General features: G+C 66.4%; 16 protein-coding genes and 1 pseudogene. 7 read left to right on the top strand and 10 right to left on the bottom strand.

Translation table 11 applies throughout. The annotated features are described in order from the left end of the window. Positions 1-5 precede the first annotated feature (5 nt). The 3 genes from R8L07_08495 to R8L07_08505 are packed head-to-tail and all read right to left on the bottom strand — an operon-like array spanning position 6 to position 3297. Positions 6-1592: a cisplatin damage response ATP-dependent DNA ligase gene (locus tag R8L07_08495; GenBank protein ID MDW3205572.1), complete on the bottom strand. Its 1587-nt coding sequence runs from the start codon at positions 1590-1592 to the stop codon at positions 6-8. Beyond that, a complete protein-coding gene (locus tag R8L07_08500; protein ID MDW3205573.1) occupies positions 1589-2599 on the bottom strand; it encodes a ligase-associated DNA damage response exonuclease in 1011 nt (336 codons plus the stop codon). Before R8L07_08500 ends, R8L07_08495 begins: the two co-directional genes overlap by 4 nt. 29 nt (positions 2600-2628) lie before the next feature. Next, positions 2629-3297 (bottom strand): hypothetical protein, encoded by a 669-nt coding sequence (locus tag R8L07_08505; GenBank protein MDW3205574.1) that lies wholly within the window; start codon positions 3295-3297, stop codon positions 2629-2631. 79 nt (positions 3298-3376) lie between these two features. Between R8L07_08505 and R8L07_08510 the strand changes: the two are divergent. After that, positions 3377-4399 (top strand): annotated as a pseudogene (locus R8L07_08510) (enolase C-terminal domain-like protein). A 43-nt stretch (positions 4400-4442) separates the two neighbouring features. Here the strand turns inward: R8L07_08510 and R8L07_08515 are convergent. Continuing rightward, positions 4443-5393, bottom strand: coding sequence for a DMT family transporter (locus tag R8L07_08515; GenBank protein MDW3205575.1), 951 nt, complete (start codon positions 5391-5393; stop codon positions 4443-4445). A gap of 63 nt (positions 5394-5456) precedes the next feature. Here R8L07_08515 and R8L07_08520 point away from each other — a divergent pair, with 63 nt between their 5' ends. The 5 genes from R8L07_08520 (at position 5457) to gpt (ending at position 10985) form a co-directional block, all read left to right on the top strand. Further along, a complete protein-coding gene (locus tag R8L07_08520; protein ID MDW3205576.1) occupies positions 5457-6197 on the top strand; it encodes a SprT family zinc-dependent metalloprotease in 741 nt (246 codons plus the stop codon). Between the two features lie 48 nt (positions 6198-6245). Further along, a complete protein-coding gene (locus tag R8L07_08525) occupies positions 6246-7433 on the top strand; it encodes a multidrug effflux MFS transporter (GenBank protein MDW3205577.1) in 1188 nt (395 codons plus the stop codon). After that, positions 7430-8635, top strand: coding sequence for a multidrug effflux MFS transporter (locus R8L07_08530; GenBank protein ID MDW3205578.1), 1206 nt, complete (start codon positions 7430-7432; stop codon positions 8633-8635). Before R8L07_08525 ends, R8L07_08530 begins: the two co-directional genes overlap by 4 nt. A 217-nt stretch (positions 8636-8852) precedes the next feature. Further along, positions 8853-10376 (top strand): DegQ family serine endoprotease, encoded by a 1524-nt coding sequence (locus R8L07_08535; protein ID MDW3205579.1) that lies wholly within the window; start codon positions 8853-8855, stop codon positions 10374-10376. 126 nt (positions 10377-10502) lie between these two features. Then, positions 10503-10985: a xanthine phosphoribosyltransferase gene (gpt, locus tag R8L07_08540; protein MDW3205580.1), complete on the top strand. Its 483-nt coding sequence runs from the start codon at positions 10503-10505 to the stop codon at positions 10983-10985. Between the two features lie 42 nt (positions 10986-11027). Here gpt and R8L07_08545 read toward each other — a convergent pair whose 3' ends face one another. The 6 genes from R8L07_08545 to R8L07_08570 form a co-directional block, all read right to left on the bottom strand. Continuing rightward, positions 11028-11855: an ABC transporter permease gene (locus R8L07_08545; GenBank protein ID MDW3205581.1), complete on the bottom strand. Its 828-nt coding sequence runs from the start codon at positions 11853-11855 to the stop codon at positions 11028-11030. Continuing rightward, positions 11852-12802 (bottom strand): ABC transporter permease, encoded by a 951-nt coding sequence (locus R8L07_08550; protein MDW3205582.1) that lies wholly within the window; start codon positions 12800-12802, stop codon positions 11852-11854. Before R8L07_08550 ends, R8L07_08545 begins: the two co-directional genes overlap by 4 nt. Positions 12803-12853: 51 nt before the next feature. Continuing rightward, positions 12854-14338: an ABC transporter substrate-binding protein gene (locus tag R8L07_08555; protein ID MDW3205583.1), complete on the bottom strand. Its 1485-nt coding sequence runs from the start codon at positions 14336-14338 to the stop codon at positions 12854-12856. A gap of 108 nt (positions 14339-14446) precedes the next feature. After that, positions 14447-15466: a P1 family peptidase gene (locus R8L07_08560; protein ID MDW3205584.1), complete on the bottom strand. Its 1020-nt coding sequence runs from the start codon at positions 15464-15466 to the stop codon at positions 14447-14449. Next, positions 15463-16950 (bottom strand): M81 family metallopeptidase, encoded by a 1488-nt coding sequence (locus R8L07_08565; protein MDW3205585.1) that lies wholly within the window; start codon positions 16948-16950, stop codon positions 15463-15465. Before R8L07_08565 ends, R8L07_08560 begins: the two co-directional genes overlap by 4 nt. Positions 16951-16989: 39 nt before the next feature. Beyond that, positions 16990-17754: a helix-turn-helix domain-containing protein gene (locus R8L07_08570; GenBank protein ID MDW3205586.1), complete on the bottom strand. Its 765-nt coding sequence runs from the start codon at positions 17752-17754 to the stop codon at positions 16990-16992. Between the two features lie 173 nt (positions 17755-17927). Between R8L07_08570 and R8L07_08575 the strand changes: the two genes are divergently transcribed. Beyond that, positions 17928-18425, top strand: a complete 498-nt coding sequence (locus tag R8L07_08575) for a hypothetical protein (GenBank protein ID MDW3205587.1) — start codon at positions 17928-17930, stop codon at positions 18423-18425. The last annotated feature ends 87 nt before the right edge of the window (positions 18426-18512 follow it).

Here is an 18512-nt window from a genome sequence, read left to right on the forward strand (position 1 = left end):
CCGTCTTATCCCTCTATCATCGCCGCCAGGGTCTCGACCCGGTCCGCCTCCACCGCCGGCTTGTCGGTGCGCAGGCGGTGGATGCGCGGAAAGCGCATGGCAATGCCGGATTTGTGGCGTTTCGACGGGTGGACGGAATCGAATGCCACTTCCATCACGATCTCGGGTGTGACCGAGCGGACGGGGCCGAACTTCTCCACCGTGTTGCGGCGGATCCAGCGGTCGATCTCCCTGAGCTCCGCGTCGGTATAGCCTGAATAGGCCTTGCCGACCGGGACCAGTTCCGGGGCGCCGTCGGCCCCGTCGCGCCAGCAGCCGAAGGTGAAGTCGGAATACAGCGACGAGCGCTTTCCATGGCCGCGCTGGGCATACATCAGCACGCAATCGGCCGTCAGCGGCGCGCGCTTCCATTTGAACCAGGGTCCTTTCGGGCGCCCGGCGGTATAGGGCGCGTCGGCCCGTTTCAGCATTAACCCCTCGATCCCGGCCTCCCGCGTTCCGTCCCAGATCGCGCGCAGGACACCCCAGTCGTCGAAAGGCACCAGGGGCGACAGGTCCAGCCAGTCGCGGTTCAGACCGGTGACGAAGGCTTCCAGTTCCGCGCGCCGGGTATCGAACGGGTCGGGCCGCAAATCCCGGTCGCCATGGAACAGGATGTCGTAAACCCGCAGATGGGCCGGATAGTCGCGCAGCATGGCGGCCGTGACCGTCTTGCGGCCCAGGCGCTGCTGCAGATCGTTGAAGGGGCGAATCTCGCCGTCCCGACGGACCAGCAGTTCGCCATCCAGCACCGCGTCGAAATCCGCCCGGGTGGCGATGTCCGGAAAGGCCGGGCCGATCTCGTCGCCGGTGCGGGTGAACAGGCGTGCCTCCCCGTGTTTCGCGGCCAGCTGGACGCGTATCCCGTCCCACTTCCATTCGGCGCGGTATTCCGCCGGGGCCAGGCGGTCCAGGTCTCCGTCCTCCAGCGGATTGGCCAGCATGACCGGGCGGAACAGCGTACTGGTATCGACCTGCGGTGCCGCGGTTCGGCCGTCCAGCCAGGCGAACAGATCGCCATAGGGCGGGGTCAGCCCGAACCACAACTCCTCGATTTCCTCGACCGGTTTGCCGCCATATTGCGCCAGGGCGGTCTTTGCCAGCCGGGCCGATACGCCGACCCGCAATCCGCCCATCAGCAGTTTCAGCAGCGCATAGCGCCCGGACCCGTCCAGCCGGTCCAGCCAATCGGCCACATGCTGCGGCGCGCGGGCGCGGCTGGTCCCGGCCAGCGTGTCGATGACCTCGGACAGGGGCGGGGGATCGACGGGGCCTTCATCCGTGTCCGGCCAGATCAGCGCGGTCGTCTCGGCCAGGTCGCCGACATAATCGTAGGACAGGCGAAACAGCACCGGATCGGTCCGCGCCTCGGCCAGTTTGCGCACCGCCGCCGGGGTCAGAAGGCGCGTCTCATAGCCGTCGGTCAGGGCGGCCAGCGCCCAGCCCCGGTCCGGGTCCGGCGTGGTGCGAAAATACTCCGCCAGGATCGCCAGCTTGGCGTTGCGCCCGCCGGTATAGACCAGCCGCTCCATCAGATCGGCGAAGCGCTTCATCCGTCCTCGCCCTCCTCGAACCCGACCAGCGACAGGGCCTCGGTCTGGAAGCCGGCCTGTTGCGCGTAATGGGCCAGTGCGTCCTCCCGGCCGTGGGTGATCCAGACCTGCGGCGCGCCGACATCGTGCAGGGTCTGCGTCAGCTCGTCCCAATCGGCATGATCGGACAGGATCAGCGGCAGTTCGACGCCGCGCTGGCGGGCGCGCTGCCGGACCCGCATCCAGCCCGATGCCATGGCGGTGACCGGGTCGGGGAAGCCCGCCGCCCAGCGGTCGTTCAGCGCGCCCGGCGGGCACATCACGATCTCGCCCGCCTTGTCCTTCTTGTTCCCGGCGACCGGTTCCAGCGGTCCCAGCGCGACGCCCAGACCTTCATAAAGCGTGCACAAGGCCTCCAGCGCGCCGTGCAGATAGATCGTGCGGTCATACCCGGCCTCCCTCAGCAGGCGGATGACCCGCTGCGCCTTGCCCAGCGCATAGGCGCCGACCAGATGCGTGCGGTTCGGGAACAGGCGCAAGGAATCGAGCAGTTTCGCGATCTCGCCCGCATCGTCCGGATGCCGGAAAACGGGCAGTGCGAAGGTCGCCTCGGTCACGAAGACATCGCAGGGCACCGGCTCGAATTCCGCGCAGGTCGGGTCGCGCCGCCTCTTGTAGTCGCCGGAAACGACGACCCGACCGCCGTCATGGTCCAGCACCGCCTGCGCGCTGCCCAGGACATGCCCGGCGGGGGCCAGGGAGACCGCCGCATTGCCGATCCCGACCTGCTCGCCGAAGCCGACCGCCTGTGCCGCGCCCCAGCAGTCCGCGCCGAACCGGCTCTGCATGATCGCCAGGGTTTCCGCCGTTGCCAGCACCTTGCCATGGCCCGCGCGGGCATGGTCGGCATGGCCATGGGTGATGACGGCCCGCTCCACCGGCCGCGTCGGATCGACATAGAAGTCGCCCGCCGCACAGTACAATCCCTGCGGTGTCACCGTCAGCCAGCGTCTGGGGTCCCTGGACATCCTGCCCTCGCTCATCTTCCGGTGGGAAGCTAGGTCTCATCCCGGGGAAGGGAAGCGGCCAGAAAGGCCTTGCCGCGGGGCGACAGGCGGTAACCGATTTCCAGGCTGATTGTCAGGCCCATCGCCTTGAGCTTGCGGATGTCGGTCTTGAACCGGTCCCGCTCCACCCCCGCCTCTGCCGCCAGTGACTTCGCGACCACGCCCGGCTGTTCTGCGATGCGGGTCAGGGCATCCATCGTCCAGGGACCGCGTGCCGAGGCCTTGTCCAGTCGCGCCAGTTTTGTCCGGATCCCGGCGATATCCGCTGATGTCAGATCGGCATCCTCCCGCAGGGCGATCCTTGGATCCGGCCCGGCAAGATGCAGGTCGATGCGATAGGCCTGGCCGTCGCGTCCGGCCAGTTGCGCCTGAACTGCGTCGGGCAGGGAGGCCAGGTCCACCGGCGTCACGGCGTCGATTGCCAGTTGTCCGATCCGCGTGTTCAGCGTCCCGCCCGCCTTCACCGTCGGCCGTCGCCAGACCCGGTGGACGGATGTTGGCCGGCCGTCCCGGATGGCTTCCAACTCGTCGCGTTTCAACAGCATCGTGACGCCTTCCCGTTTCCGTTTGCCGGAATGGTAGTCGATCCATACGCTTTTCAACACAGTTGCAAGGCGGCTAAGGTCGCCGCCGTTCCGCAGCCGCCTAGGGGTCGCCATGAAAATCGCCCGTATCCGTCTCTATGCTGCGCCGCTGCCCATCAAGGGCGGGCCCTGGCGCTGGGGCAAGGGGTTCGAGATGCATGCCGGGACCGCCCATGTCGTGGCGCTGGACAGCGACACGGGCCTGACCGGCTGGGGGGAGAGCGCGCCGATGGTCGCCTTCTATCTGCCGGCCCATGACAAGGGCATCCCGGCAGTGGTGGCGGAACTGGCGCCCCGCCTGCTGGGGCTCGATCCGCGCAATCCGGCGGCGGTGGATGCGGAAATGGACCGCTGGCTTCAGGGTCACGCCTATGCCAAATCCGCCATCGATGTCGCCTGCTGGGATCTGGCGGGACGGGCGCTGGGCGTGCCCTGCCATATGCTGCTGGGCGGGTGTCGGTCGGAGGCGCTGCCGATCTTCCGGTCTATCCCGCAGCCGCCGCATGACGATCTGGACGCACGGCTGGCCGACTACCGGGCGCAGGGCTTTAGGCATTTCCAGATGAAGGTCGGCGGCGACCCGTCGGCGGAGGCTGCACGGGTCCGTTCCGTCGCCGCACTGATGCGGCCGGGGGAATCGCTGATCGTCGATGCCAATCGTGGGTGGCGTCGGGATCAGGCCCTTCGTTTCGCATACGAAACGAGAGACCTGCATGTCACGTTCGAATAACCCTGCGACAGCTATGACGACTGCCTGTCGGTGCGGCGCCGGACGTCCCATGCGCTGAAACTGGACGAGGCCATCAAGACCCCGGACGACCTGTTCCGGGCCATCGCCGACGATGCCTGCGACACGATCTGTGTGAAGATCGCCAAGCAGGGCGGGCTGACCAAGGCACGCCTGATCCGCGATATCTGCGCCGCACGCGGCCTGCCGATGACGGTTGAGGATGTCTGGGGCGGGGAGATCGCGTCGGCCGCCGTCGCCCATCTTGCCGCCTCGACCCCGCCGGACATGCTGCTGAACACCACCGATCTGCAGAACTACAATGACGGTGAAATCGCTACCGGCGCGCCCACAATTGCCGACGGATGCCTGATCGTCTCCGACCGACCCGGCCTGGGGATCGAACCGGTGATGGATGTTCTAGGCGACCCTGTCGCGGTTTACGAATAGCCGGTTCGGGCGCTCCTGCTTTCGCAGGAACACGAAACCCGGCCTATCCCTTCACAGAACTCATCAGCGCGCCGGCGGCCTGTCGGCCGTTGACGAGGGCGAGCCCGGTGAAGATCAGCGCGGCGGCACCCCAGACCCAGCCGGAATGGCTCTCCCCGAAGAAGATCATCCCGAAGATCATGCCGGTCAGGGTGACGACATAGCCGACGACGCTGATGCTGACCGGACCGATCGCCCGGATCAGTTCGAAATACAGGAAGTAAGCCAGTGCCGTGACCAGGGTCACGATGGCGATGCACACCGTTGCCGTGTCCGGCGCGACGACATTCGGCAGATAGATCTGCGCCGTCAGCGCCGCGATCGGCCATAACAGGGCGGCTATGCAGACCAGCATGCCGCCCGCCAGGCCGACCGAACTGCCATTGTCGGGGCGCAGCCGGGCCGCCGCGATAGCGGAATAGGAATACAGGACGGGCGTGATCATACCGATCAGGAACCATGTCGTATCCTCTGCTTCCGGCAGGCTGGTGCGCGGCAGGACGATCATCGCGACGCCGGCCAGGCCCAGCAGCACACCCAGGAAGCGGCCGATATCGAATCGCTCCATCCGCAGGGCGAGACTGCCGAGATAGGTCAGCAGCGGCACGGTCGCGATGGCCAGCACCATGACGCCGGCGGGCAGTTCGCGCAGCGTGTTGACCAGATTGACGCTGGGCACGGCCGTGCCGAGGATCCCGACATGCAGATAATAGGAGAGATGCGCCCGGTCGAAATGCAGACCGATCCCGCGCCAGCGGCAGAACAGCACCACGATGATGGCGGCGCCGGACATCTGCAGCGTCGACAGGCCGATCGGCGGCACGCCCTCCAGTCCGGCCAGCTTGATCAACGAGGTGTTGAGACCCCACATGCTGCCGAGGATCAGCAGAACCAGGGGCGCAATACGTGGCGAAAGGCCGGATCGTCCGGCAGTGGGCGGGTCGGATACCGTCATGACGCCGGGACCTTATGCCGGAACGGCTTCCCGGACCAGTCCGATTCAGGCTAGACAGCGTCCATGGGCTTTTTCCGCAGCATCGTCAAACGACCCCCGGAAGGACCGCGCGAGACACAGGTCCGCGTCGACCTGCACGGCCGGCCGGTCGACATCATGCTGCGCCGGCATCCCCGGGCGCGGCGGATCAAGCTGACCGTCGATGCAACCCAGGGCATGCCGGTGCTGACCGTGCCGCCCGGCGTGGCGCAGGCGGAGGCCCTGCGCTTTCTCGACCGCAATGCCGGCTGGACGCTGAAGGCGCTGGATGGGCTGCCGGACAAGGTGGACTTCGTACCGGACGGGATCGTGCCCTATCGCGGCGAGGACCATCGCATCGTTCATATGCCGGAAGCGCGCGGCGTGGTTCGGGCGGAGGACGGGGCGTTGGTCGTGACCGGCGGGGCGGAGCATTTGTCGCGGCGCCTGACCGATTTCCTGAAGAGGCGGGCGCGTGCGGAAATCCGGCCTCTGGCGCTGGAGCGCGCTGCCGCTCTGGGTCGCAGGCCGGGCCGGATCAGTATCCGGGACCAGCGGACGCGCTGGGGTTCCTGCGCCGCCAATGGCGATCTGTCCTTCAACTGGCGGCTGATCCTTGCGCCGCCCCCGATCCTGGACTACGTGGTTAGCCACGAGGTTGCGCATCTCGTCCACATGGACCATTCCCCGGCCTTCTGGCGCACCGTCGCCTCCGTCTATCCGGAGTATCGGACGGCGCGGGACTGGCTGGGCTCGGAAGGTGCGCGGCTGCACCGGATCGGCTGACCGACTGTCCCCTGTCGGCGGGTCGTACGACAGGAAAGGACGGGTCGCATGGCGACACGCATCGCGCCGGGATTCCTGGCGCTGATCACCGCTCTGGTCGCAATGGGCGTTGCCTCCATGGCGCTCTATGTCCCGTCGCTGCCCGCGATCCGCGAGGAGTTTTCCGTCGCGCCGAGCGAGACGCAGCTGACGCTGACCCTGTTCTTCCTCGGCTTTTCCGGCGCACAACTGCTGTTCGGTCCGCTGTCCGACCGCTATGGCCGCAAGCCGGTGCTGCTCTCCGGACTGGTTCTCTATGCCATTGTCAGCCTGGCCTGTGCCTTCGCCTGGGGGATCGAGGCGCTGCAGACCGGCCGGTTCCTGCAGGGGTTCGTTGCCTGCGTCGGGCCGGTGGTCGGCCGGGCCGTGGTGCGCGACATGTTCGACGGCCCGTCGGCGGCAGGGGCCTTTGCAATTCTGGGGACGGCTCTGGCGGTTGTTCCGGCCTTGGCGCCGATGCTGGGCGGTCTGATCCAGACCCATATCGGATGGCGTGCCAGTTTCGTGCTGCTCACCTGTCTGGCGCTGATTCTTCTGGCCGTCTGCGTCTTTCGCCTGAAAGAAACCAACGAGACGAAGAACCTGGAGGCGTTGCGGCCGGGGCGGCTGATCGGAATTTATACTCACCTTCTGCGCACGCCTTTCTTCATGGGGCAGGTGCTGATTTCGGGCCTCGCCTTCGCCGGGTTCTTCGCCTATTTCACCGAAGCCCCTTTCCTGTTCATCGGGGAGCTGGGGATCGGAGCGGACACGTTCGGCTATCTGATGATCTTCACCGTCGCGGGCTATGCGACCGGCAGTTTTCTGGCCGGCCGGCTGGTGCCGCGCTGGGGGCCGCGCCGGGTCGTCCTGTTCGGATGCTGCTTCCTGCTGAGCGGGTCCGGGCTGCTGCTGGCCCTGTCCGGAGAGCTGACGCTGTTCCGCGTCATCGCGCCGATGAGCGTCTACACGATCGGTTTCGGCATGGTCATTCCGGGCAGTATGGCGGAGGCCCTGCGCCCGTTTCCGCGCGTCGCGGGCAGCGCCTCGGCGGTACTGGGCTTCTTTCAGTTCTTCTGCGCCGCCAGTACCAGCCTGATCGTTCAGCCGCTCTATGACGGAACGGCGCGATTGCTGGCGGTCGTCATCCTGCTGGTCGCGATCACCGCGCTGTGCCAGTTCCTGTTCCTCACCCGCAATGGACCGCCACAAGAATGAAGTTTCTTTCAGATCCCGCCAGCCGGGCCGCCACGGCCCTGCTGGTCCTGATCGTGGCCATCGGTCCGATCTCAACGGACCTCTATCTGCCCGCCCTGCCGGGTATTCAGGCGGCGTTCGATACCGATGTCGCGACCGTTCAGCTGACCCTGTCGGTCTACATGATCGCCTTCGCCTTCTCCCAGTTGATCTATGGGCCGCTGTCGGACCGGTTCGGGCGGCGGCCGGTCATCCTGTTCGGGCTGGCATTGTATTTCGCGGCCTCCATCGCCTGCATCATGGCCCCGACCATGGAGGTGCTGATCGGGGCGCGTTTCGTCCAGGCCGTCGGCGGTTGTGCCGGGCAGGTGATCGTGCGCGCCATCGTCCGCGACGTGCACGGCCCGGACGGATCCGGCCGGGTCCTGGCCAAGATCGCCGCGGCGATGGGCCTGGCGCCCCTGGTCGGGCCGATTCTGGGGGGCTATCTGACCGATGCCTTCGGCTGGCAGGCATGTTTCGTCGCCCTTTCGGCGGCGGGCGGGTTGGCCCTTCTGGGCGGTGCGCTGATGCTGTCCGAAACCAACCGGATGCGCGATCCGGCGGCGACCTCCCCGCGGCGCATCGCCCGCAATATCGGCAGCCTCACCGTCGACCCGCGGTTCATCAGCTATACGCTCTGCGCGGCGGGCAGCTATTCCGGCCTGTTCGCCTTCATTTCCGGCTCCAGCTTCGTCTTCATCTCCGTGTTGGGCCTTGAGCCGACCCAGTTCAGCTTCTGCTTCTCCGCCGCCGTGCTGGGTTTCATCATCGGGGCACGGACCGCATCCCGGATCGCGGACCGGCGCCGGGCGGTCGGCATCGGCGCAACGTTGAATGCCGTCGGCGGCCTGACAATGCTGCTGTTCCTGCTGGCCGGCGTGGAAAGCGTCGCCACGGTCCTGGCACCGATGGTGGTCTTCTCCATCGGCATGGGCATCGTATTGCCCCATGCCCAGGCGGGTGCGGTCGCGCCCTATCCCGAAAAGGCCGGTACGGCATCGGCCCTTTACGGCACCTTCCAATACGCCATCGCCTCGGGGGTCGGCCTGCTGGTTGGTCATGGATTCGACGGCTCGGCCCTGCCCATGGCCTGGGCCATCGCCCTGTCCGGGGTGATCACATTTGCGTGTTTCGCAACCCTGCTTTGGCGCGGCAGACTGGCCCGGATCGCCAGAAATTGAGGCGAAACTGTGGCATTGCGCCGTCCCGCGGCCAGCCCGCATTGACGGCGCCCGGTTCGCGCACCAAATCGCAGAAGCGCATTTTTCCCGATGCGGCGACTGCCGGACCGGGGACCGGCCCGGGGAAAACCGGATGCACGTCCGACAGGCCATGTTATCGTAACCCGCGATCAGAGACGCGGCGGCACGCACCGGCGCGAGACTATAGAGGAAGCACATGACGCATCTCAGACAGCCCGAAACCTATCGCAGCGGTGTCGACCGGTCGCGGCCGCGCGCCCTGACCCAGGCCGCCGACGGGTCCGCCAGTCAGATCCGCCTGCTGCGCCTGCTGACCATCATGACGGTCTGCACGGCGGTTTTGTTCCTTGCCGCGCGCCCGGGTTTTGCCCGGGGGGCGCCGGAAAGCTTCGCCGACCTGGCGGAGCAGCTGCTGCCGGCGGTGGTGAACATTTCTTCGGAAACCGCGGTGCAGCGGTCGGGCCCGTTCCCCGAGGAGTTTCTGGAGCGCTTCGGCCGAGGCAATCGGGACGAGCAGCCGCGCCGCGCCCAAAGCCTGGGCTCCGGCTTCATCATTGATGGCACGGAAGGCATCGTCATCACCAACAACCATGTCATCGACGGCGCGGATGAGGTGAAGGTCATCCTGCAGGATGATTCCGAATACACGGCCGAAATCGTCGGCTCGGATCCGGCGACGGATGTGGCGGTTCTGCGCATCAACACCGAGGGCAAGTCCCTGCCGGAAGTGCCATGGGGCGATTCCGACGCGGCGCGCGTCGGCGACTGGGTCGTGGCGATCGGCAATCCGCTCGGCCTTGGTGGCACCGTGACGGCGGGGATCATCTCCGCGCGCGGCCGCAACATCCAGAGCGGTCCCTATGACGATTACATCCAGACCGACGCCTCCATCAACCGGGGCAATTCCGGCGGTCCGCTGTTCAACATGGACGGCAAGGTGATCGGCATCAATACGGCCATCTTCTCGCAGACCGGCGGCTCGATCGGCATCGGATTCTCGATCCCGTCGAACCAGGCGGCCAATGTCGTCAGCCAGATCCTGACCTATGGCTCGACCCGGCGCGGTTGGCTGGGCGTTTCCATCCAGGAAGTGACCGACGACATCGCGGATTCGCTGGGCATGGCGACGGCGCAGGGCGCGCTGATTTCCACCGTGCATGACGGCGGGCCGGCAGCCGAAGCAGGCTTCCAGGCCGGCGACATCATCATCGAGTTCGACGGCAAGCCGGTGGCCGATACCCGTGAACTGCTGCGGCTGGTGGCGAATGCCGCCGTCGACGAGCCGGTGGATGTGGTTGTCTGGCGCAACGGCAAGGAAGTCGACCTGACGCCGACGCTGGGCCAGCGTGAGAAGATCGACCTTGCCTCGCTAACCGGGGAGCAGGGGGGCCAGGGTAGCGGGTCCGCCCAGGTCAAGAAGCTCGATTCCCTGGGTCTGGAGATTGCGTCCCTGAACGATGTCCTGGCTGAGGAATTTGGCGTGGATCGCGGTGAAGGCGGCGGCGTCATCATCACCGATGTCGCCAAGGGTTCCGATGCCGAAGAGAAGGATCTGCGTCGCGGCGACGTCATCCTGGAGGTCAACCAGAACAAGGTCGGCAATCCGGGTGAGGTCGAGAGCGAAGTCAAGCAGGCGCTGGATGCAGGACGGTCCTCCGTTCTGCTGAAGGTGCTGCGCGGCGACCGCAAGATCTTCATTGCGGTGCGTTTCGCCCGCTAGTCCGACAGGGCATTCTTGAACCGAAAACCCCCGGCGGGTAGCTCGCCGGGGGTTTTTCTTGCCCGTTGCGCGCCCATCGGGTAGTCAGATCGCCATTCCAATTCACCATAGACGGACGATCGGACGATGAAAGAGCCGCGCATCCGGGACTATCCGGTCTCCTGGGAAGAACTTCACCGCAATGCCCGTGCCCTGGCCTGGCGCCTGGCCGACCTGCAGCCGCTGGACGGTGTCGTCGCCGTGACGCGCGGCGGGCTGGTCCCCGCCGCCATCGTCGCGCGCGAACTGGAAGTGCGCCTGATCGACACGGTCTGCATCGCATCCTACGACCACAAGAAACAGGGCGAAGCCTCGATTCTGAAACCGGCCGATGCCGGCGATGGTGCGGGCTGGTTGATCGTCGATGATCTGGTCGACACCGGCAAGACCGCCAAGATCGTGCGCGACATGCTGCCGAAGGCCCATTTCGCCACGGTCTATGCCAAGCCGGCCGGTCGTCCGATGGTCGATACCTTCGTCACCGAGGTCTCGCAGGACACTTGGATCCTGTTCCCCTGGGACGTCGAATTGGCCTATGCCGAGCCGATCCGGACGCGCGATCGCGGCTGACCTTTCCGACCATCCTGTCGGAAAGTCGGTTAAGCGATACGCTCAGATCGCCCGGATCTTGCGCAGGCGCGGGTCTAGGAAGTCCCGCAATCCGTCACCCAGCAGGTTGAGGCCCAGCACCGCCCACAGGATGGCGAGGCCGGGGAAGATCGCCTGGCGCGGATCGACATAGAGCAGGGTCTGGGCGTCGGCCAGCATCTTGCCCCAGCTCGGATTGGGCGGTTTCACGCCGAGACCGAGATAGCTCAACCCGGCCTCCGCCAGGATTGCGACCGCGAACTGGATCGTTGCCTGCACCGCGATGACGCCGGCGATGTTGGGCAGCAGGTGCTTCACCGCCACCGACGGCCAGGGTCGGCCCATGGCCAGGGCGGCCCGCAGGAAGGGCCGCGCCATGACTGACAGCGCCGCGCCGCGCACCACGCGGGCGAAGACGGCGATGTTGAAGATGCCGACGGCGACCACGACATTGACGGCGCCCGGCCCATGCACGGCGGCAATCAGAACGGCGGACAACAGCGCCGGGAAGGCGAAAATCAGATCCGCGCCGCGCGCGATCAGCATGTCGGCCGGCCCGTCGCGGTTCATCGCCGCCGCCAGGCCCAGCGGCAGCCCGCCCGCCAGGCCCAGTGCGATCGCGGCCAGTCCGACCAGCAGTGCCGTGCCCGCACCGCCCAGAATCCGCGACAGGATATCGCGTCCGAACATGTCCGTGCCCAGCCAGTGGCCGGCACTGGGCCCCTGCAGCCGGTCGACGATCGATTGCTGATCGATGCCGTAGGGTGTCCAGAACAGCGACACGATCGCGGCCAGCAGGATGATTCCGGTCAGCGCACCGCCGATCCACAATTGCGGGACGCGCGCTCTCATCCGCCACTCCTCCGCAGTCTGGGGTCGATGACGCCATAGGCGATGTCGACCAGAAAGCTCAGCAGCACGACGAAACCGGACAGCAGCAGCACCAGATCGCGCACCAGGATCAGGTCGCGTTCGAAGATCGCCTGCAGCAGCAGCCGTCCGAGGCCGGGCAGGTAGAAAACGTTCTCCACGATCACCGCCCCGGCCACCAGAAAGGCGAATTGCAGGCCCATCAGCGTGGCGATGGGGATCATCGCATTGCCCAGCGCGTGCCCGATCACGATGCGCCCGGCGCTCAACCCCTTTGCCCGGGCCGTGCGCACGTAATCCTCCCCGAGCGTTTCGAGCATCGAGGCCCGCACCATGCGGGACAGGATCGCGGCCTCCGACAGGGCGAGCGCGAGGGCGGGCAGGATCAGCGCCCGCAGCCCCGGCCAGACACCGTCCTGCCAGCCGGGGAAGCCCCCCGCCCCGACCCATCCGAGCTGCACCGCGAAGAGGAGGATCAGCAGAATGCCAAACCAGAAATTGGGGATGGCAAGGCCGATCTGCGCGAAGCCCATGACCAGAACATCGCTCAGTCCCCCGCGCCGGACCGCAGCGGCGATGCCGAACGGCAGGGCGATCAGGGTCGACATCGCGAACGCCAGCACCGCCAGCGGCAGGGAGACCGCCAGCCGGTCGCGCACCATCTCCCAGATCGGTACCCGATAGACCTGGCTGATTCCCAGATCGCCAACCGCCAGGCCGCCGATCCATTCCAGGTACCGGACGGGGGCGGGCCGATCGAGCCCCAGCTGACTGCGCAGCGCGGCCAGCGTGTCCGGCCGGACCTCCGTCCCCAGCAGCAGCTGCGCGGCATCGCCCGGCAGCAGTTCCAGGGCCAGGAAAACCACGATGGAGGCCGCCAGCAGGGTCAGGATCAGCGCGGAAAGCCGGCGGATCGTGAACCCGATCATCCGGGACCCGTCATGGTGTTGAGACCCCCGACCGTGCCGCGATCACGCCGGTTACTCCCAGCGCGCGGCGGTCATGTCGTTGGCCTGGATCGGCGCATTGGTCCACATGCCCTTCAGTTCCTTTCGGATCACCGCGACCTTGGCGAGCTGGAACAGGAAGCCGTTGACCGCCTCGTCCGCCAGGATGCGCTGGGCCTGCTTGTACAGCGTGTTGCGCTGCGCCGGGTCGGAAACGCCGTCGATCTTCGCCATCAGGTCCTTGAACGCCGGATTCTCATAGCCGAAGTAGTATTCGTCCCGGGCATAGATGCCGATATCCAGCGGTTCCGTGTGGGACACGATGGTCAGGTCGAAATCATGCTCGCCCTTGAACACCTCGGACACCCACTGACCCCAGTCGACGGGGATCTGCTCGACCTCGAAGCCGACTTCGGCCAGTTGCGCCGCGACGATTTCCCCGCCGCGCCGGGCATAGGTCGGCGGCGGCAGTTTCAGGACCAGTTTCGTCCCCTCGGCGACCCCGGCTTCCTTCAGCAGGGCCTTGGCCTTCGCCGGGTCGTATGGGGTCACGCCGGTCAGATCGGTATAGGCCGGGCTGTGCGGCGCGAAATGCGACCCGATGGGCGTGCCGAACCCGAACATGGCACCGTCGACAATGGCCTTGCGGTTGATCGCATGCTGGATCGCCTTGCGGACCCGGACATCCTGCAGCAACGGGCGGCGATGGTTCATCGACAGGATGGTTTCCCCTTCCGTCGTGCCTTTCAGAACGGCGAAACGTGGATCGGCCTCGAACTGGGCGACGGTTTCGGGCGCGCCGATATTCGGAATGGCGTCCACGTCACCGGCCAGCAGGGCCGCGACCTGGGCGGCGGCGTCGTCGATGACCTTGAAGGTGACGCGCTCCAACGCCGGGGCCTTGCCCCAGTAACCGGTGTTCCGAACCAGCTTGATCGTGTCGCCGCGGGCCCAGTTTTCGAACCGGAACGGGCCGGTGCCGACCGGATTGGTCTTGTTGTTGTCGGCGGAGGCCGGATCGACGATGACCGCATCGCCCCAGCCCAGATTCCACAGCAGCAGGCCTTCCTTGCGGTTCAGCTTCAGGACGACGGTACGGTCGTCCGGCGCCTCGATGGAATCGATGGCCGAAAACAGGCCCTTCTGCGCGTTCTCGGAATTCTCCGAGACGGCGCGTTCGAAGGAAAACTTCACATCGGACGCTTCCAGCGTGGCCCCGTCATGGAAGGTGACGCCTTCACGCAGGATGAAGCGATAGGTCAGACCGTCATTCTCGATCACCCAGCGTTCGGCCAGACCGGGTTTCACCAGGCCCTGCGCGTCGATCCGGGTCAGGCCCTCGAACACATTGGCATAGACGACTTCATCGATGGCGGCGGGCGCCCCGGCCGTCGGGTCGAGATGCGGCGGTTCCAGCGTGATCGCCAGCGTTGCGCCGGTCTTCGCCAATGCGGTTCCGGAAAGGGCGGTCAAACCGAGCGCGGCACCCAGAAGGCACGCTCCGAACATCTTCTTCATCGCTGTATCCCTGTTGTCCTTTGCGCTGCGGTGAGCCCGCCGGCGCTCTTGTTGCCGGGACAGTACCAAGGGTTCATCCCGGAATGAAGCGTCTTTCCGTTCGCAGACCTATGATCCGCCGCCGAACCGGTCCCGCCAGCTCGGCGCCCGGCCGGGATGGGCTGAGGATTCGTAGACACCGCGCGCCACCGCACGGGCGAGACAATCCGCCGCAATGGCGCCGATCCGGGCGAGCCCGAGCAGATCGACCACCGGTCCCGTGCCGGTCGCGAGGCCGAAGACGGTGTCGCCGTCGAATGGGGTATAGATCGGCCGCACGGCGCGTCCCAGCCCGGCCTGCGCCATGACCGTCATGCGCTGAACATTGGTATGTCCCAGAATGGCGTCGGTGGCGACGACCGCGATGGTGGTGTTCTGGCGCGTCGCGGCATGGCCGGACAGTTTCGGAAAGGCGGGTTCCGGATCAGCCGGCCCCGTAGAGGCGCCGAGGCCGCCGAACTCACCGTTCTGTTCGAAAGGCGCGGCGAAGAAGCGGCCGTCGGGAAAGACCGTCTCCCCAAAGCAGTTCACCGCGACCAGGGCGGCGACAGTCGCGCCGGTGACCGGATCGACGGCAGACGCGCTGCCCAGCCCCCCGGCCAGGGACCCCGCCCGCGCCCCATATCCCGCGCCGGACCGTCCAAGGGCGAAATCCGCCGATGCGGTTTCGGCGGCCCTGCGGCCCAGGGCGCGGTAGGGCGGATCCTCGCCCCATTCCTTGTCGCCGCCATTGGCCATGTCATAGAGGATGGCCGCCGGCACGATCGGAACATGGGTGTCGCCGGTGTTGAAGCCGCGGTGCCGTGCGCCCAGCCAGGCGGCCACGGACCCGGCGGCGTCCAGCCCGTAGGCGGAACCGCCGGACAGGACCACGGCATCGATCCCGTCGACCAGCCGCGCCGGGGCCAGCGCGTCGGTTTCCCGCGTTCCCGGACCGCCGCCGCGGACATCGGCCGCCGCCACGGCCCGGATGCTGTCGCACAGGATGACCGTCGTGCCGGTGCGCACGGTCTCGTCCTGCGCATTGCCGACCAGCAGGCCCGCAACGTCGGTCAGACTGTTGCGCGGCCCGGGATGAATTCCGCTCATTCCGCAGCGCTCCAGGTGGTTTCGGGGTCGAGGGGATAGATCGGCCGACGCAGGTTCCGATAGGTCAGCCGCGTGTTGTCCGATGTCGTCACCCCGGTTCCGTCCAGGGTCAGCGTGTGCTTGGGCAGGGCACCGAAGCCGGCGCGATAGTGAATGCGGGACTTCAGCAGCAGATACCGTGTCCGCGCCGGATCGATCCCCATCATGGTGAAGATGCCGGTATCCCAAGGCTCGTGATGCAGCGAGGTCACGATGATCCGGACACCGCGCACCCGCAGCAGCGCCGTCGGCCCGCAGCGGACCGTTACGCCGGTATACATCGGACCCTCGACGGTGAATTCCCCGTCGGACAGGGCCTCCACGGTGCCGGTGACCCGCAGCGGCTTGCCGGCCTCCGCAATGCTGGGCATGTCCGTCTTGCCGCCCAGGTCGATGGAAACCGTCGCCCCGATCCCGGCATGCCGCATCCCCTCCACGGCGGCCGGGTCCCAGACCGCGGCGACCGCGACATCGTCCAGATCCTGGCGCAGCACTTCCGCGATCACCGTCATCACGTCCTGGGTCGCGCCGGACCCGCAATTGTCGGCATGGTCCAGCAGGATGACCGGCCCGTCATTGTATCCCTTGGCCGTTTCGACGGCGTCGGTGAGATCGCGATGGCGATAGATGAAATCTTCCCGTGCCGCCCAGGTCCGGGTCAGCAGATCGTCCCGCGCCGCCTCTGCCAGATCCGCGCGGTCCGCGATCACGACCGCGCTGTTTCCGGCATCCGCGATATCCGCCAGGGCGAATCCGCCGAACACCGTCGCGGCACGGATTCCGTCCCGGGCCTCCCAGTCGCGGCAGGCGGCGACCAACCCGCGCATCGGTTCGTCATCTGTGCCCTGACACAGAGTCTGGGACAGCAGCGGCACCTGGCCCCAGGCCATGACCGGCGAGGCCGTGCCCTTTGCCGCGTCCAGGACAATTCGTCCGACCTGTTCCGCGACCTCGTACATGTCGACATGGGGATAGGTCTTGTAGCCGATCAGCGCAGTACAGTTCTCGACCATGTCGGCCGTCAGGTTGCAATGCAGATCGCAGGTTACCGCGATCGGCAGGTCCGGTGCGATTTCGCGGATTCGCCGCAGCAGCGCCCCTTCGCCATCGGGTTCCGTTTCCGACACCATTGCGCCGTGCAGGTCCAGCAGCGCGACGTCGCAGCCGCGCGCGACCTCTTCCAGAATGGCACCGTTCAGTCGGTCATAGGCCTCTGCGGTGACTGGCCCGGCGGGCATCGCCTCCGCCGCGACGGGGGTAACGATCTCGGCCCCCTCCGCCTCGGCGAGCTTGATATAGGCCGCCAGCGGCATCGCGGTGTCGCGATAGGCCGCCGCTGCGTCCGGGCCGAAATGCAGGCCCCAATCCTCGAACCGCGCAAGATCGGTGCGGATCGGTGAAAAAGTGTTGGTTTCGTGTTTGAGCATCGCGCAGAGAATGCGCATGGAACCGGCCTCGCTGACACCGACGAACCGCGGGTCGGATCAGGCCCCTTCCGCCAGATCCTGCAGTTGGTCGACGTCGTTAATCTGAACCCGGCCGCTTTCCAGCAACCGGATTGTCCCGTCGCGTTTCAGATTGGTGAAGGTGCGGCTCACGGTTTCCGTCGTCAATCCCAGATAGTCGCCAATGTCGTTCCGGCTCATCGGCAGATGCAGGATGGATGGGTCGTAACCCCGGTTCTGCGCCCGGCGTGACAGGTTCAAAAGGAAACTGCACAGCTTTTCCAGCGCCGTCTTGCGACCCAGCAGCAGCATCTGGTCCTGGGCCTGAGCCAACTCGTTGGAGGCCATGGACAGAAGGCGACGTTCCAGCTTGGGGAACCGGTCCAGAAGGCCCTCCAGCTTGCGGCGGTTGAACCGGCACAGGGAAACATCGCCCACCGCCTCCGCTGAATAGGAATAGGTGTCGTTCATGGCCATGCCGAGGAAATCGCCCTCGAACAGGAAACCGGTGATCTGGCGCCGACCGTCGGGCAGCAGTTTGAACAGTTTCACCGCGCCGCCGGTCACGTTGAAAACGTAATCCGCCGATTCGCCCTCATCGATGATCGGGTCGTGGGTTTCCAGGGTCTGACGGGTCAGAATCTTGACGAGCTCGTCCAGCTCTTCGCAATCCAGCACGCCGCAGATCGACATTTCACGGATTTCGCAGGCCGCACAGGGGTTGTCGACGGCGTAGGGCAGCGGCCTCGGGGCGCCAAGGATGTCCAGATCGTCTTGCGATCCCGAAGGGTTGCACCGGTTCATTTCATCCTGCCCAGCCAGTTTCGCCGATCATGCCAAATGTAAGAGGAATTGCAACTGTGGGCCCGGTATCCGGGCGATGCGACAGATTGACCTGTATCAAGGTCTGCCCGCCCGGACCGCGCCATTGTAACCGTGCCCGCCGTTCGGCGGTGAACCGCACCGGAAGACCCGTTATGCAGCCTGTCGACCTTTCCCCCGCTCTCGTGCATCTGAGGGTCGTGCCGATGCGGCAGGACCTGATCGACATGGCTCTGCCGCTGGTACACGGGCTGCGCGGTGATCTGACGCTGGCGGAATGGCGCGCCTTTTGCCGGCCGATCCTGTCCGGCGCGCGCGACGATGTCGGGATGGAGTGCGTCCTGGACGAGAAGGGCTATCTGATGGGGCTGGCCGGCTACGATGCCCGCCCGGACCTGCGTCATGGCCGGGTGCTGCAGGTCGACCCCTTCATCGCCGCGGATCTCTATGGCCGCAACCTGGCGGCCCAGATGCTGCTGGCGCGTCTGGACAGACTTGCCGCCCGTCACGGCTGCGCCGCCGTCCATGTCGCCTATGAGGCGGTCGACGATACCCTGCCGATCAAGGCAGGCCATACCTTCGAGAAATTCTTTGAAAGCGGCTACCGGGCGGATTCCGTGCGTCTGTGCAGGAATCTGCCGCCAATGGATTGAACTTTGTGGGAGGGGGTGGACGGCCGCCGGGCAATGTGGGGGGCAAAGGTCCGGCGACCGTCCCGGCCGATAGGGAAGAGGCCGATA

The sequence above is a fragment of the Alphaproteobacteria bacterium genome (assembly GCA_033344895.1).
Lineage (GTDB): Bacteria > Pseudomonadota > Alphaproteobacteria > UBA8366 > Aestuariispiraceae > Pacificispira.